The following is a 13920-nucleotide window of genomic DNA, read 5'->3' as shown; positions in this document are numbered from 1 at the left end:
AATAGCATTCTATCACAAAATAAATGCAATAATCAACAGCAATAAATTTTAAGGATATTGTGGTGGATTTGTATCCAAATTTGAGAATCTAGCGTGATTTCTTTTTTGCATTTACAGCATCTAAGGTGCGCTACTTGCAGGGCTGTGAGTTCTTTTTGGCGCAAGGTGGGGTTAGATTCTAACAAATGCAAATATTGGTTATTAAACACATACACATTAAGCGTGCTATCAATGGTCTGTCCCTCGCGCATATGAGTTAGAATATCGCTGCACATAGGGCATAGCTCAAGCGGATAGTCATTATATAATCCCACTTCACTTAATCCCTGCCTAATGCTTATGCTAAAGGCGTTTTTATGTGTAATTTTGGCTAGATAATGCCTATGGGAGAGCGTATCTGCCCTATTTTGGAGGCTAAAATCTCTTTCAATCTCGCTGCATAGGCAAAAATGCACTTTAGGCAGCCCACTTGCTTGAGATTGCTTATAGCTAATGCGCCCTTCATACAAAAACACAGGCGTAAGCACGCCATCGCTTAAAAGCACATATAAAAAATAATGCCCAAAGACTAAATCAATGAGCGCGACATTAATGCCATCGCTATTAAGCATATTTGAAAGCGTATCTTTAATCGCTTCTGGCTTGTTTTCTTGCAAGATTTTAAGCGTTTTAGGAAGTAGCATAAGCCTGCCTTAGCCTATGAATGCTCTATGCAGTGCCGCTCAATTAAATCGCATAAAATATGTATAATAAGAATATGCAGCTCTTGGATTCTAGGCGTGTCCTTATCTGGCATAACAAGATTAATATCACACACTTCATTAAGTTTGCCGCCATCTTTGCCGCTTAAGCCGATGATTGCGCACTGCTTTTGGCGTGCGATTTTGGCAGCATTGAGCACATTTGGCGAGTTGCCGCTTGTAGAGATAGCAAATAGCACATCGCCTTTATTGGCTAGGGCTTCAACTTGGCGAGAGAATACAAATTCAAAGCCATAGTCATTTCCAATGGCAGTTAATGCCGAAGTATCCACGCTTAGCGCGATAGCAGCTAGGGCTTTGCGCTCTTTTTTGTAGCGTCCTGTGAGTTCAGCGGCAAAATGCTGCGCATCAGCAGCGCTTCCGCCATTGCCGCAGATGAGAATCTTACCTCCATTATCAAGGCATTGATTGAGCATTAAAGCACTTTTTTCCACAAGTGGCGTGAGTGCAAAAATCTTTTGCGCACTGGCTAAATGCGCGCTAAATTCAGATTCTATAAATGATGTCATTTTTTGCTCCTTTGTGTGGATTGCCCTTTTATGGATTGAATAATATTTGAAGTAGAATAGCCCTCTACAAAATCTAGCAAAACCACCTCTTTGGCATATTCCCTGCCTATAATAATTTTATCTTTATAATCTCCGCCTTTTACAAGCACATCGGGCTTAATGGCTTTAATTAGCTCTAAGGGCGTATCTTGCGAAAAGCTCACCACATAATCCACGCACGCTAAGCCCGCAAGCATAAGTGCGCGATTATGCAGGGGATTAATGGGTCTATGCTCACCCTTTAGCCTTTTTACAGAATCATCGCTATTTAAGCCTATGATGAGCATATCGCCTAAATCTCTTGCGGCATTAAGATAGCTTAAATGCCCAATATGCAGTATATCAAAGCAGCCATTAGTGAAAACAATTTTATTATTAGCACTATTTTTTAGAATTTCTAGTAGATTTTCTAGCGTGATGATTTTAGATTCTGTATGCTGTTGCATATTGGCAGATTGCGCATGGAGGTATTGCATAATTTCTTTATGTGAGGCTACCGCGCTGCCCACTTTGCCCACCACCACAGCAGCAGCGGCATTTGCAAACTCGCAAGCCTGCCAAATATCACACCCACTGCTTAAGCTAAAGCCAAGCGCGGCAATGACCGTATCGCCCGCTCCAGTTACATCATACACCTCTTTTGCTTTTGTAGGAATTACGCGCATAGTGTTATTATCAAAGACGCCAATACCATCTTCGCTAAGCGTAATGAGTGAAATATCTAAATGGCATTGTGTTTTAAGCGCCATTCCTGCGTGTATAAGCGATGGAGTGTCATTAATCTCAATACCTGTGGCGAGCTGGGCTTCTTTTTTATTAGGCGTAAGCAGCGTAGCTCCGCTGTATTTGCTATAATCATTGCCCTTAGGGTCGCATAATACAAGCCTATTTTTACTTCTAGCGTGTTTAATGATAAATTGCGTGAGTTCATAGCTTAAAAGCCCTTTATTATAATCTGAAATAATAATGCAATCCACTTCATCAAGCAGCGCATCAAGGCGTTGCATAATATCTTGCACGATTATAGAATCTATGGGCAGTTTGCTCTCTCTATCCACGCGCAGCACTTGTTGATTAGCAATAATAATGCGCGTTTTTTTAGTCGTAGGGCGCGAAGTATCCACAAATAGATATGAAATATCAACGCCCATAGATTCTAATTTATCCCCAAGCCACAATCCCGCCTCATCATTGCCCACCACGCCGCACACAAATACTTGCGCCTTAAGCGCGATAAGATTATTAGCCACATTGCACGCCCCACCTAAGCGATTGCTCTCATCTTTGACATCAACCACCTGCACGGGCGCTTCAGGCGAAATGCGCTCGCAGCTCCCCCACACATAGTGGTCAATCATCAAATCACCTATGACAAGGATTTTTGGGTGTTTAGATTCTAAGAAAAACATTTTATACGCTCAAAAGTATGTTTGATATCGTTAAGGTAGGCGCTAACACCCTTTTCAAGGCTAAAATGTGGGCTATATGAGAGATGCTCTTGCGTGGAGGTGATATCAGCCTGCGTGTGCGTTTGGAAAAAGCTATAGGGATTATCAAAATACTCTACCTCAAAGTCTCCAAGCCCATCTTTTAGACAAGTGATAATGTCATTAAAGCTTCTAGCCTCGCCGCTGCCGACATTATAAATGCCGCTATGAGCAGATTCTATCGCTTTGACATTGGCTTGAATGACATCTTTTATATACACAAAATCACGCTTTTGCTCGCCGTGTTTAAAAAGCCGCACTTTTTTATCCCTTAACGCCTGCAATCCTAGCTGCAAAATCATCGAGGCGGTTTTGCCCTTATAATATTCGCGCTCTCCATAAACATTAAAGTAGCGCAAGCCAATAATGTGGCGTGTAGGCTCATTATGTAGGATTTTTCTCACACTTTCGTCCATACAAAGCTTAGAAAATCCATATACATTTTCAGGCACTTCGCCGCCGCCTACGATATTTGGCGCGGGTGAATTGCCATAAGTGCCAGCCGATGAGGCATAAATCATTATAGCCCTAGAATCTTTAGCAATCTCAAGCAGGTGCAAAAACGCCTCGTGATTAGTCTTTAACACAAGCTCTTGATTAAGCACGGTGGTATCAGAAATGGCTGCTTGATGAAAAATAATATCAAAATCATACGCGCGCAATGCCTCCAAATCGCCTTTATTGGTAATATCGCCTGTAATAATTTCACCCTTAAAGCCTAAGAGATTCTTAAAATGCCCCAAAGATGTGGGATTGCCGCTAGGGAAGTGCGTATCATCGCGGAATTTATCAAAAATATATACTTGCGCTTGGGGGTGAAACTCTTGAAAATAAAAGGCAAGATTACTGCCGATAAATCCCGCTCCACCGGTGATTAATATCCTTTTATCTGCTAAGTCATCATAAATATACTTCATACTTGCTCCTTAAAGATACTTTAAGATTGTGTTTGGTGTGCTTTTATTATACTATGGAGTTGGCGCAAAGTGGTAATATTCTGCACATTTTTGAGTGAATTATCCGCTAGATTTGTGTTTGATAAGAAAAATTTCTCATTAATATTAGCATTTTGCGCACACTGCATATCTGTAATTTTATCGCCCACAAAAAATGAGCGCGACAAATCAATTTCAAAGTCCTTGCAGGCTTGCTTTATCATACCAATGTTGGGCTTGCGACACTCGCAATGCGCCTCTGGTGCGTGAGGACAGAAGTAGATTCTATCAAAATTAAAGCCTAGCTTATCTTGCAGGCATTGCTGCATATATGTATGAAGCGTGTGCAGGTGAGATTCTGTATAAAGCCCGCGCGCAATGCCAGATTGATTAGTAATAACTAGCAAAAGATAATCTTGTGCTTTAAGCGTTTGCAAAAGCTCAAATAAACCATCGCAAAAGACAAAATCCTCTATCCTATACACATAGCCTAAATCTTTATTTATCACGCCATCTCTATCAAAAAAAGCACATTTCATATTCACTCCTTTACATCATAGCCTTTAAAGATTTATATACTTCATAGCCGCCAAAAGCCACCATAGCCACACCGCCAAGCCGTAAGAAAATAGCGCGTTTATGTTGCAAAAATGAGCTTAAAAGTCCAAGTGTGAGCAGTGAGGGCGCGCAGGCTAAGCCAAAAAGACACATAATAAATGCTCCATTTATCCCACTCCCCGCTACAGCCGCTGTTAGCAAAAAATAATACACAATTCCACAAGGCAGCAAGCCATTACATAAGCCTAGTGCGAAGATTCTATATGTGGAGGGGTATTGCAACAAAGGGCGCATAATGCTTATGAGTTTATGCAAAAATGTAGAGGGCAAGGAACTAAAGGCGCTAAAAAGCCGCTTAAGCGGTGCAAAGCACGCTAAACTTAAGCCAAAGATAATAAGCAAAATGCCAATGATAAGCAAAGCAAAATGTTTAATATGCGCCTCTGGCATAGCAAACTGCCCAATGCTACCGGCAATAAAGCCAAGAAAGCAATAAGTAGTGATTTTGCCACCATGATAGGCAAGATGATAGGGGATTTGGCTAAGAAATGAGGGTTTTGCGATTGTAGATTCTGTGGATTTTATAGAATCTACAGAATCTAGCTTAGAATCTAGCGCATTTTTAGCATTTAAGCAGCTGCTATACGCAAGCACTATGCCCCCGCACATACCTACGCAATGTCCAAGTGAAGTGAAAAAAGCAATACTTACAAGGGTTAAAAGCTCAATATTGTGCATTAGATAAAGAGCGAATTGACACTTTCGCTGTGGTAGATTCTGCGTATGACCTCCGCAAAAAGCGGCGCTACGCTTAAAACCTTTACCTTTGGGTGAGCAAGGCGCAGAGGGATAGAATTTGTTACTACAACTTCATTAAGCGCACTTTTAGCAATGCGCTCAAAAGCAGGACCGCTTAGCACGGGGTGTGTGCCTAAAGCCATGATGCTATTTGCCCCGCGCGCCTTTAGCACATCAGCAGCCTTACACATCGTGCCTGCTGTATCAATCATATCATCAACTAAAATGACATCTTTCCCCTCGACATCGCCAATAATATTCATCACTTCACTTTCATTTGCCCGCTCGCGCTTTTTATCCACGATGACTAAATCCATTCCCATTCTATCAGCAAAATACCTAGCGCGCGCCACTCCACCAATATCGGGCGAAGCGATAATGGGATTTTTAAAAGGTTTAGCGCGTAAATAATCGCGAAACACAATAGAGCCATACAAATTATCCACTGGAATATCAAAAAATCCTTGAATTTGTCCTGCGTGCAAATCCATTGTAATCACGCGATGAACGCCGCTTTGCTCGATGAGATTTGCGACAAGCTTAGCACTAATTGGCACGCGAGGAGCAGCCTTTCTATCCTGCCTTGCGTATCCAAAATAGGGGATTACAGCATTAATGCTATTTGCCCCACTGCGCTTGAGCGCATCTGTCATAATCAATAATTCCATAAGATTGTCATTTGTAGGCGCGCAGGTGGGCTGAATGATAAAAATATCCCTGCCGCGCACGGATTCGCCAATTTGCACATTAATTTCGCCATCACTAAAGCGGTTGATAGTGGCTTTTGAGAGGCTCACATCTAAGTATTTGGCAAGCTCATTGCTAAAAAGTGTGTGGGCAGAGCCACTAAAAATTTTAAAACCTCGCATATGGCACAACCTTTAGAGATAGAATCTAAGTATTCAAGTTTGGGAAGCGTGCATTTTATAGAATCTCATTTTATATTTGGCTTATTTCATCATTAAAAAATCTCTTCATTTTGTGGGAGGCTGCATTCTAAAAATAGCTCGATTTGCCCTTGAGTGAGCAGCTTTGGGTTAATTTTCCTATCTAAATTAATAAGCATTTCGCTGCGCATTCTATCGCGGATAAATTGCCTTGTTTGCACGATAAAGCAGGGAGCGTCTAAAATATCTTTACTAAAATTTTGGATTCTATAAATATGCACTATTTCATGCGGCTCTTTGCTTTCATCATTAAACTCTTCAAGTGTGAGCTTGTAGCGCTTTGGCGCGATTTTAGCATAGAGATTTGAGCCGCCATTGCTTGAGTAATAAAATAAAATTTCTTTGCCTTGATTATAAATTTTCGTGGTGTTATCGCTTGAGCGCAAAGTGCGCGCATCAAGGGCGGATTTTTGCTGATTTAAAAAATTTTTGAGCGCCACAGAGCGGGGCAGGAGCGCATAGGATTGACCATACAGATTAAAATCCGCATCATCTTTATCTAGCATAAAAATTACGCCTTCATCGACATAGACTTCTTGGGATTTATTATCTTTAGCATTTTCTTTGACATCTTCTTTAATATTTTGGGTGTGGTTTATAGAATCTGCATTCACAGAATCCACACTTTGTGCAGATTCTGTATGTTCTGCTAGCGCGCCTGCTTGCGGCTCTATGGCATTTGTTTTTGTTTCAGAATCTGTAGCGGTATGCTCCTCTAAATTTGCTTTTAGAGTATTTTCTTGCAAAGTGTTTGCGTGAGCAACGGCTAAAGATAAACATATAAAAATACCTATGCGCCTCATCATACTCCCCTTTTATAGTAGTGATTTTATGCATAAAACATCTAACTTTAGCTAACATATCGTTTAGAAATACTTTATTTTAAGAGAAGTTAAGATGAAAACTATTGCGATTTTAGGTAAGCCAAATGTGGGCAAAAGCTCTTTATTTAATCGTCTCATCAAGCAACAGCTTGCTATCACTTCTAATGTAAGCGGTACTACGCGCGATGTGAAAAAAGCGCGCTTTGAGCTAAGCGGCGTGGAGGTGGAGATTATTGATACAGGTGGGCTTGAGAAAGCACAAGGGCTATTTGCTAAGGTGAGCGAGCATTCACTCCAAGCGGCACAAGAAGCGGATTTAGTGCTATATATGGTAGATGGAAGTATGATGCCTCAAGATGATGACATAGCTCATTTTCGTAAGATTCAAAAAAGTGGCAAAATGCTTATACTTGTGGTGAATAAAGTTGATAATGATAAAATTAAGCTTAGGGCATGGGATTTTGCGAGCTTTGGCACAGAATCTTTATGCTTTATTTCCGTGCAGCATAATCGCGGCATAAGCATATTGCTTGAAGAAATCTTTGAAATGCTGCATTTAGCCAGCGAACAGCCCTTAAGTGCGCATTTAAGAGGCGAACTTGCAGGGGAGATAGATGAGAGTTTGGAGGAGTTTTTAGCCAGTATAGAATCTCCTATGCAATCACAGCAAGAGTGCATAGCTGTGGGGATTATCGGGCGTGTGAATGTGGGCAAAAGCTCGATTTTAAATGCTCTGCTTGGCAAGGAAAGAAGCGTGGTGAGCGAGGTGGCTGGCACGACCATTGACCCTGTTGATGATGAAGTGCAAATAGAGGACAAAACATTGCGCTTTGTCGATACAGCGGGTATTAGAAGGGCAAGTAAGATTTATGGGATTGAAAAATTTGCCCTTGAGCGCACAAATAGGGTGCTTGCTCAAAGTCACATTGCAATTTTAGTGCTTGATGTGAGTGCGCCATTTGTGGAGCTAGATGAAAAAATTAGCTCTCTTATCCCAAAGCACAGGCTTGGCGTGATTGTGGTGTTTAATAAGTGGGATAAAAAATATGCGGATTTTAAGCAGATTAAGGCGGATTTTGACAAACGCTTTGCATTTTTATCTTTTGCGCCTACAATGAGCCTAAGTGCGCTCAATGGACGCAATATCCATAAACTTAAGCAAGAAGTGCTTAAGGTGTATGAGCGATTTTGCTATAGAATCCCAACAAGTGCGCTAAATGACTGCATCGCACAGGCTACAGCTAGACATCAAATCCCTAGCGACCATGGGAAATTGGTTAAGATTTATTATGCTACGCAGTATGCGAGTAAGCCCCCGCAAATCGCGCTTGTGAGCAATCGCCCCCAAAGCCTGCATTTTAGCTATAAGCGATACTTGATTAATATGCTAAGAAAGCAGTTTGATTTTGAGGGCGTACCAATTCTTTTAAGTGCTAAGGATAAAAACGCCCCCAAAGATGAAACAACGCGGGAATAGAATTTATAAAATCCGTTAATTTGCTCTTAGCTAGATTCTGTAAGAGTGCGTTATTTAAGCACTTTAGGCAAAGTGATGCCTTTTTGTCCTTGATATTTGCCCTTTTTATCCTTATAGCTCACCTCGCAGGGTTCATCGCCCTCCAAGAATAAAACTTGTGCTATGCCCTCATTTGCGTAAATTTTGGCAGGCAAAGGCGTAGTGTTTGAAATCTCAATTGTAATATGTCCCTCAAATTCTGGCTCAAATGGCGTAACATTCACAATAATCCCACATCTGGCATAAGTGCTTTTGCCTAGACAAATAGCTAGCACATTGCGCGGCATTCTAAAATACTCCATTGTGCGCGCTAATGCAAAAGAATTTGGCGGCACGATACAAAAGCCATTTTCTTCTGTAACAATCTCCACCACATTGCGCTCATCAAAGGATTTGGGGTCAACTATGGTTGCGCCAATGTTAGTAAAAATCATAAATTCATTCCCCACGCGAATATCATACCCATAGCTTGAAAGTCCATAACTTACGATATTTTTGCCTATTTGTTTTTCACAAAATGGCTCAATCATACCCTTTTGGCTCATTTGCTTAATCCATAAATCCGATTTTAGCCCCATAATCAAACCTCAAATTCGCTAGATTTTGTTATTTTAAATAAATCGTGTTATTATAGCAGACTAAATTTACAGCAGAGAAAGGCGCAAGATGAATCTACAAGAAATCAAAAAGATTATGGAGTTATTTGATAATAGCGACATAGCAAAATTTAGCATAAAGCAAGAGGGATTTGAGCTAAAACTACAAAAAGCTATCGCTCAAGCGCAAGTCCAAGCTCCCATGCAAGTCATAGATACGCTTTCTTTATCGCCTGCACAGCAAATGCCATTGCCACAAACAGAATCTACCCCCGCTCCAAGCGCGGCTACAAAGGATACAAGCGGACTATTTATCACTTCCCCTATGGTGGGGACATTTTATCGCTCGCCTAGTCCCGGTGCTGCGCCATATGTGAATGTGGGCGATGTGATTAAAAAGGGACAAACCGTTGGTATCATCGAGGCGATGAAAATTATGAATGAAATTGAGGCAGAATTTGACTGCAAAGTGATTGCCATTGAAGTAAATGACGGGCAGCCTGTAGAATTTAGCACTAATCTTATTAAAGTCGAAAAACTCTAAGGCGCGCAAATGGCACATAAAAAACGACATATTCAAAGGATTCTTATTGCAAATCGCGGTGAGATTGCCCTGCGCGCAATCCGCACGATACAAGAAATGGGCAAAGAAGCCATTGCTATTTACTCTACGGCTGATAAGGATACATATTATCTTGATGTGGCTGATATGAAAATTTGCGTAGGCGGGGATAAATCAAGTGAAAGTTATCTTAATATTCCAGCTATTATGAGCGCGGCGGAGTTATTGAAAGCTGATGCGATTTTCCCGGGCTATGGGTTTTTGAGTGAAAATCAAAATTTTGTAGAGATTTGCTCTCATCATAATATAGAGTTTATCGGTCCTACGGCTGATGTAATGGTGCTTATGAGCGATAAATCTAAGGCTAAAGATGTGATGAAAGAAGCGGGCGTGCCTGTAATTTTAGGCAGTGATGGGGCGCTAAAAGATTATAAAGAAGCGCAAAAAATCGCTCAAGAAATTGGCTATCCTGTTATCTTAAAGGCTGCTGCAGGTGGTGGTGGCAGAGGTATGCGCGTGGTTGAAAAGCCTGAAATGCTTAAAAATCTCTATCTCGCTGCAGAATCTGAAGCGGTTAGCGCCTTTGGCGATGGGACTATTTATATGGAGAAATTTATCCGCAATCCTAAGCATATTGAAGTGCAGATTCTAGCGGATAAATATGGTAATGTCGTGCATATTGGTGAGCGTGATTGCTCCGCGCAAAGACGTCAGCAAAAACTCATTGAAGAATCCCCAGCTGTGGTGCTTAAGCCAGAGGTGCGCCAGAGGCTGCTTGATACGGCTGTAAAAGCGGCTCAATACATTAAATATGTGGGCGCGGGGACATTTGAATTCCTCCTTGATGCAAATTATGAGGATTTTTACTTTATGGAGATGAATACGCGCCTACAGGTTGAACACACCGTGAGCGAAATGGTGAGCGGACTTGATTTGGTGGAATGTATGATACGCATAGCAGAGGGTGAGAAGTTACCAAGTCAAGAGAGCATTCACTTTAATGGGCATTCTATTGAGTGCCGTATCACGGCTGAAGACCCTGAAAAATTCTATCCCTGCCCGGGCAAAATTACTAAATGGGTAGCTCCGGGTGGCGCGAATGTGCGGCTTGATACGCATGCTTATGGCGGCTATAGCGTGCCTATGCATTATGATTCTATGATTGGCAAGCTCGTCGTGTGGGGGCAAAATCGCAATCAAGCCATTAATCGTATGCACCGCGCGTTGAGGGAGTTTTGCATTGAGGGGATTAAGACTACGATTCCCTTTCATATGAAAATGATGAGCAATAAGGATTTCCTAGATTCTAAGATTCACACTAAGTATTTGGAACAAAATATGCTTGATTTAGAATAGGTGTGGAATAATGGAGCAAGGGATAGAATCTAAATTACAAGGAGTTGAGCGATGAAAATTAGCACAAGCACCACGCAAAATCTTGCCCAAGAAGAAATAAAGAGGGAAGCAAAAAAAGATATAAATAAAAAAGATTTAAAAGAGACAAAGCAAGCCCAAAACGCTCCCAAGTCCGCTCAAAAAGTAGCGGCTAAAAGTGTTGATACAAGTGAGCTAAAAAATAGTCCGCTCACCCAAGAGATAAAAAATATTAATAGCAATATCGGACGTTTGCAAGTGGCGCAAAAGTCCCTAGACGCTATAGAATCTGATGTAAGAAAAGTAGTAGAGCTCACAGAGCAAAGCAAGCAAACAGCGGATAAAAAGGAGCAAAATGAGATTCAAGATGAAATTAATGCGCTGAAAAAAAATATAGAATCTACCCTTAAAAAAGCCACTTTTGAAAGCAGCAATGTATTTGCTAAGAGCATTATGGATAATGATGAAGTGCTTTTTGATGCACCAAAGCTTAATGTATCCTTGCTCAACTCAAATGCGCAGAAATTTTATGATGTGCTAAAAGAGCAGCAAGTGCAGGTTAAAGACGCGCTTGAAACGCTCAAAGACCAAGCGGAGGAGAATGCAGATAAATTAGCCAAAAATGACAAAGCACTTGCGCGCAATAAAGCAGGTAAGATTCAAAATGAGAATAAAGCAGCAAGCAGGGATATGCAAAACACAGATGGTTCGTTTTTGAAAAAGTTAGGCTCGCTATTCCGCGTTTCTCACGATACAGATAAGTTAAGCAATCAGCGCGTTAAAGAGCTGCTAGCATAGATTTATAGAATCTACTTTGCATAATGATACCCTACAGCACGCAACTCATTGAGCAAGATGATATTGAGTGCGTGAATGCCGCTCTGCACTCTACTCATCTCACACAAGGCGCACTCACAGAGGAGTTTGAAAATGCTCTAGCTGCTAGAGGTGGTGCAAAATATGCCATTAGCTTTAACTCCGCTACTTCAGCGCTCTACGCGCTCTATGGCGCATTTTTATATAAACACTTTCCCTCTTATGTAGATTCTATAAATGCGCGCGCGGCTAAGTCCAATGAAGCAATTTATTTTGTAACCACGCCTATAAGCTTTGTCGCTACTACTAATATGATGCTGCTGTGGGGGATTAAGCCTATTTTTTGCGATGTGAAAAATGATGGCAATATTGATGAAAAAGCCCTCTCCCATATACTTACCTCGCACCCTAAAAAAGCACATATTAAAGCCATAGTGAGTGTGGATTATGGTGGCAAAAGTGTGGAGATAGAATCTTTACGCGCCCTTGCTAGTAAGCATAAAATAGCGTTATTTTCGGATAGCTCGCATAGTTTTGGTGGAAGCTATCATGACAAACCCATAGGCTCGCTAGCTCACGCTACTATTTTTAGCTTTCATGCGCTTAAGCCTATTACGACCGCAGAGGGAGGCGCGCTATTAACCGATGATGAGGAGTTGGCGCATTTTGCAAGGCTTTTGCTTTCACATGGCGTTGAAAAAAAGGCGTTGTGGAATTATGATTGCCTGCTTGCTGGGCTAAACTTTCGTCTTAGTGAGCTAGGTGCGGCACTAGGGTTAAGTCAGCTTAAAAAAGTGGATAGATTTATCGCTCATAGGCATCATATTGCGCTTTTTTATGATGAAATATTTGCCAATAATCCCCATTTTGCCACCATACAAATTCCCTCTTATATCCGCAGCACACATCATCTTTATCCTATTTTGCTCTATCCGCATTTATGGTGTAAAAAAGAGGAGATTTTCCAAGCTTTGCAGGCTCAAGGTTTGGGCGTGCAGGTGCATTATAAACCTATTTATCAATTTAGCCTCTACCAGCAGCTATGCGGTGATATAGCACTGCCTTACGCAAATGATTTTTATTTGAGTGAAATATCTATCCCCTGTCATCAGCATCTTGAGATGGCGCAAGCTGAAAATATTGCAAAGATTGTTACCAAAATATGCAATGAGGCAGAGCATTGCTAAAAAACTTTACTTTTACTTTAATCTTTAATATTGCTTTGAATACAATTTCAGAATCTTATTTTTAAAGGGCGCGTTATGTTTAAGTATCTTTCACTCAAGTATAAAATCATTATCCTTGCACTTGGCTCTGTGGTGAGCTTTATTGTGCTTGTAGCCCTTGTGCTTAGGGGGGAAAATGAAATTGCTATTCACAGCACAGCGCAGATTCAAAAAATGATATCTGAAGAAGTGGAGCAGAAAATCAAGCTTTCCACAGATTCACTAGCAGATTCTCTAGGTGCGCTTATTGAGGGGAAAAGCGAGGCGGAGCAGATTGATATTATTGCCAAAGCCATTGAAAAATTTCGCTTTGAAGATGATAAGTCAGGCTATTATTTTGCCTACAAAGAATATGTGCCAGTGGCGCACCCTACGCGTAAAGACTTGATTGGCAAGTCTTTGGCTGAAACTAAAGATGCTAATGGCGTTTTTTATGTGCGAGAACTTTACCAAACAGCTAAAGAGCAGACAAAAGAGGGCAAATTTGTGCATTTTGTATTTTCTAAACCGCTGCCTGATGGCTCACTTGGTAATGCTCCAAAAGTGGCTTATGCTACGCTCATACCTCATACGCAAAATATTTGGCTTTCTACAGGCGTTTATATCGATACGCTTGAAGTTTATGCACAAAATAATGCAAAAGAAATCATTAATGATATGAGCGCTACTCTTGGTAAGGCGCTAGTGATTGCTTGTGTTGTGTTTTTGATTATTTTTGTGCCTTTGGTTTTGGTGTTTTATCGTGCATTGCTTAAAAGTGTGGGCGTGCTTCAGCATAATATTATGCTTTTCTTTAGGTATCTTAACCACGAAGTCAAAGATATTAAGCTTCTGCCGCTTAACACTCGCGATGAATTTGGTCAAATGGCAGCCGCTATCAACCAAAACATAGAACAAACTAATAAAAACCTAGACCAAGATACTAAAGCTATTGAACAATCAGCACAAACAGCTAAAGAAATAGAATCTGGT

15 protein-coding genes are annotated in these 13920 nt (G+C 41.0%); 6 read left to right on the top strand and 9 right to left on the bottom strand.

The window, feature by feature from the left end:
• Positions 1-32: 32 nt before the first annotated feature.
• From LS71_RS06685 to LS71_RS06650, 8 genes are all read right to left on the bottom strand, one after another.
• A complete protein-coding gene (locus LS71_RS06685; RefSeq protein ID WP_034355381.1) occupies positions 33-683 on the bottom strand; it encodes a hypothetical protein in 651 nt (216 codons plus the stop codon).
• Between the two features lie 14 nt (positions 684-697).
• On the bottom strand, positions 698-1270 hold the full coding sequence (gmhA, locus tag LS71_RS06680; protein WP_034355384.1) for a D-sedoheptulose 7-phosphate isomerase: 573 nt from the start codon (positions 1268-1270) through the stop codon (positions 698-700).
• Positions 1267-2718: a D-glycero-beta-D-manno-heptose-7-phosphate kinase gene (gene rfaE1 / locus LS71_RS06675; protein WP_034355386.1), complete on the bottom strand. Its 1452-nt coding sequence runs from the start codon at positions 2716-2718 to the stop codon at positions 1267-1269. Before rfaE1 ends, gmhA begins: the two co-directional genes overlap by 4 nt.
• On the bottom strand, positions 2706-3713 hold the full coding sequence (gene rfaD / locus LS71_RS06670) for an ADP-glyceromanno-heptose 6-epimerase (RefSeq protein WP_034355392.1): 1008 nt from the start codon (positions 3711-3713) through the stop codon (positions 2706-2708). Before rfaD ends, rfaE1 begins: the two co-directional genes overlap by 13 nt.
• 20 nt (positions 3714-3733) lie before the next feature.
• Positions 3734-4270, bottom strand: a complete 537-nt coding sequence (gmhB, locus tag LS71_RS06665) for a D-glycero-beta-D-manno-heptose 1,7-bisphosphate 7-phosphatase (RefSeq protein WP_034355395.1) — start codon at positions 4268-4270, stop codon at positions 3734-3736.
• Between the two features lie 10 nt (positions 4271-4280).
• Entirely contained in the window at positions 4281-5027 is a 747-nt protein-coding gene (locus LS71_RS06660) for a sulfite exporter TauE/SafE family protein (RefSeq protein ID WP_034355398.1), read from the bottom strand.
• Complete coding sequence (locus LS71_RS06655) at positions 5027-5956, bottom strand: ribose-phosphate pyrophosphokinase (RefSeq protein WP_034355401.1); 930 nt, start codon at positions 5954-5956, stop codon at positions 5027-5029. Before LS71_RS06655 ends, LS71_RS06660 begins: the two co-directional genes overlap by 1 nt.
• A gap of 92 nt (positions 5957-6048) precedes the next feature.
• Positions 6049-6840 carry a hypothetical protein gene (locus LS71_RS06650; RefSeq protein ID WP_138109867.1) on the bottom strand — a complete coding sequence of 264 codons (792 nt, stop codon included), beginning with the start codon at positions 6838-6840 and terminating at the stop codon, positions 6049-6051.
• Positions 6841-6931: 91 nt separating this feature from the next.
• On the opposite strand from LS71_RS06650, the gene der reads away from it, so the two are divergent.
• A complete protein-coding gene (gene der, locus LS71_RS06645) occupies positions 6932-8335 on the top strand; it encodes a ribosome biogenesis GTPase Der (protein ID WP_034355404.1) in 1404 nt (467 codons plus the stop codon).
• 50 nt (positions 8336-8385) lie between these two features.
• On the opposite strand, the gene dcd is transcribed toward der, so the two are convergent.
• Positions 8386-8952, bottom strand: a complete 567-nt coding sequence (gene dcd / locus LS71_RS06640) for a dCTP deaminase (protein WP_034355407.1) — start codon at positions 8950-8952, stop codon at positions 8386-8388.
• 88 nt (positions 8953-9040) lie between these two features.
• On the opposite strand from dcd, the gene accB reads away from it, so the two are divergent.
• The 5 genes from accB to LS71_RS06615 all read left to right on the top strand — a co-directional run.
• The gene (gene accB, locus LS71_RS06635; RefSeq protein ID WP_034355410.1) at positions 9041-9514 is read left to right on the top strand and encodes an acetyl-CoA carboxylase biotin carboxyl carrier protein; all 474 of its coding nucleotides are present in this window, start codon (positions 9041-9043) and stop codon (positions 9512-9514) included.
• A gap of 9 nt (positions 9515-9523) precedes the next feature.
• Positions 9524-10888 carry an acetyl-CoA carboxylase biotin carboxylase subunit gene (locus LS71_RS06630; RefSeq protein ID WP_034355413.1) on the top strand — a complete coding sequence of 455 codons (1365 nt, stop codon included), beginning with the start codon at positions 9524-9526 and terminating at the stop codon, positions 10886-10888.
• A 51-nt stretch (positions 10889-10939) separates the two neighbouring features.
• Complete coding sequence (locus LS71_RS06625) at positions 10940-11704, top strand: flagellin N-terminal helical domain-containing protein (RefSeq protein ID WP_034355416.1); 765 nt, start codon at positions 10940-10942, stop codon at positions 11702-11704.
• Between the two features lie 23 nt (positions 11705-11727).
• Positions 11728-12909, top strand: coding sequence for a UDP-4-amino-4,6-dideoxy-N-acetyl-beta-L-altrosamine transaminase (pseC, locus tag LS71_RS06620; RefSeq protein WP_034355419.1), 1182 nt, complete (start codon positions 11728-11730; stop codon positions 12907-12909).
• 75 nt (positions 12910-12984) lie between these two features.
• Positions 12985-13920: cache domain-containing protein (locus LS71_RS06615; protein WP_194145677.1), on the top strand; the 936-nt coding region annotated here is incomplete at its 3' end.

Origin of the sequence: Helicobacter jaachi, from assembly GCF_000763135.2 — a bacterium.
GTDB lineage: Bacteria > Campylobacterota > Campylobacteria > Campylobacterales > Helicobacteraceae > Helicobacter_C > Helicobacter_C jaachi.
The sequence above is the reverse complement of the archived record's forward strand: the minus strand, read 5'-3'. Positions and strand labels throughout refer to the sequence as shown.

Excerpts from the sequence above, each read along its gene's own strand:
- LS71_RS06685 (WP_034355381.1), bottom strand. The coding sequence starts at position 683 with ATGCTACTTCCTAAAACGCTTAAAATCTTGCAAGAAAACAAGCCAGAA.
- gmhA (WP_034355384.1), bottom strand. The coding sequence starts at position 1,270 with ATGACATCATTTATAGAATCTGAATTTAGCGCGCATTTAGCCAGTGCG.
- rfaE1 (WP_034355386.1), bottom strand. The coding sequence starts at position 2,718 with ATGTTTTTCTTAGAATCTAAACACCCAAAAATCCTTGTCATAGGTGAT.
- rfaD (WP_034355392.1), bottom strand. The coding sequence starts at position 3,713 with ATGAAGTATATTTATGATGACTTAGCAGATAAAAGGATATTAATCACC.
- gmhB (WP_034355395.1), bottom strand. The coding sequence starts at position 4,270 with ATGAAATGTGCTTTTTTTGATAGAGATGGCGTGATAAATAAAGATTTA.
- LS71_RS06660 (WP_034355398.1), bottom strand. The coding sequence starts at position 5,027 with ATGCACAATATTGAGCTTTTAACCCTTGTAAGTATTGCTTTTTTCACT.
- LS71_RS06655 (WP_034355401.1), bottom strand. The coding sequence starts at position 5,956 with ATGCGAGGTTTTAAAATTTTTAGTGGCTCTGCCCACACACTTTTTAGC.
- LS71_RS06650 (WP_138109867.1), bottom strand. The coding sequence starts at position 6,840 with ATGATGAGGCGCATAGGTATTTTTATATGTTTATCTTTAGCCGTTGCT.
- der (WP_034355404.1), top strand. The coding sequence starts at position 6,932 with ATGAAAACTATTGCGATTTTAGGTAAGCCAAATGTGGGCAAAAGCTCT.
- dcd (WP_034355407.1), bottom strand. The coding sequence starts at position 8,952 with ATGGGGCTAAAATCGGATTTATGGATTAAGCAAATGAGCCAAAAGGGT.
- accB (WP_034355410.1), top strand. The coding sequence starts at position 9,041 with ATGAATCTACAAGAAATCAAAAAGATTATGGAGTTATTTGATAATAGC.
- LS71_RS06630 (WP_034355413.1), top strand. The coding sequence starts at position 9,524 with ATGGCACATAAAAAACGACATATTCAAAGGATTCTTATTGCAAATCGC.
- LS71_RS06625 (WP_034355416.1), top strand. The coding sequence starts at position 10,940 with ATGAAAATTAGCACAAGCACCACGCAAAATCTTGCCCAAGAAGAAATA.
- pseC (WP_034355419.1), top strand. The coding sequence starts at position 11,728 with ATGATACCCTACAGCACGCAACTCATTGAGCAAGATGATATTGAGTGC.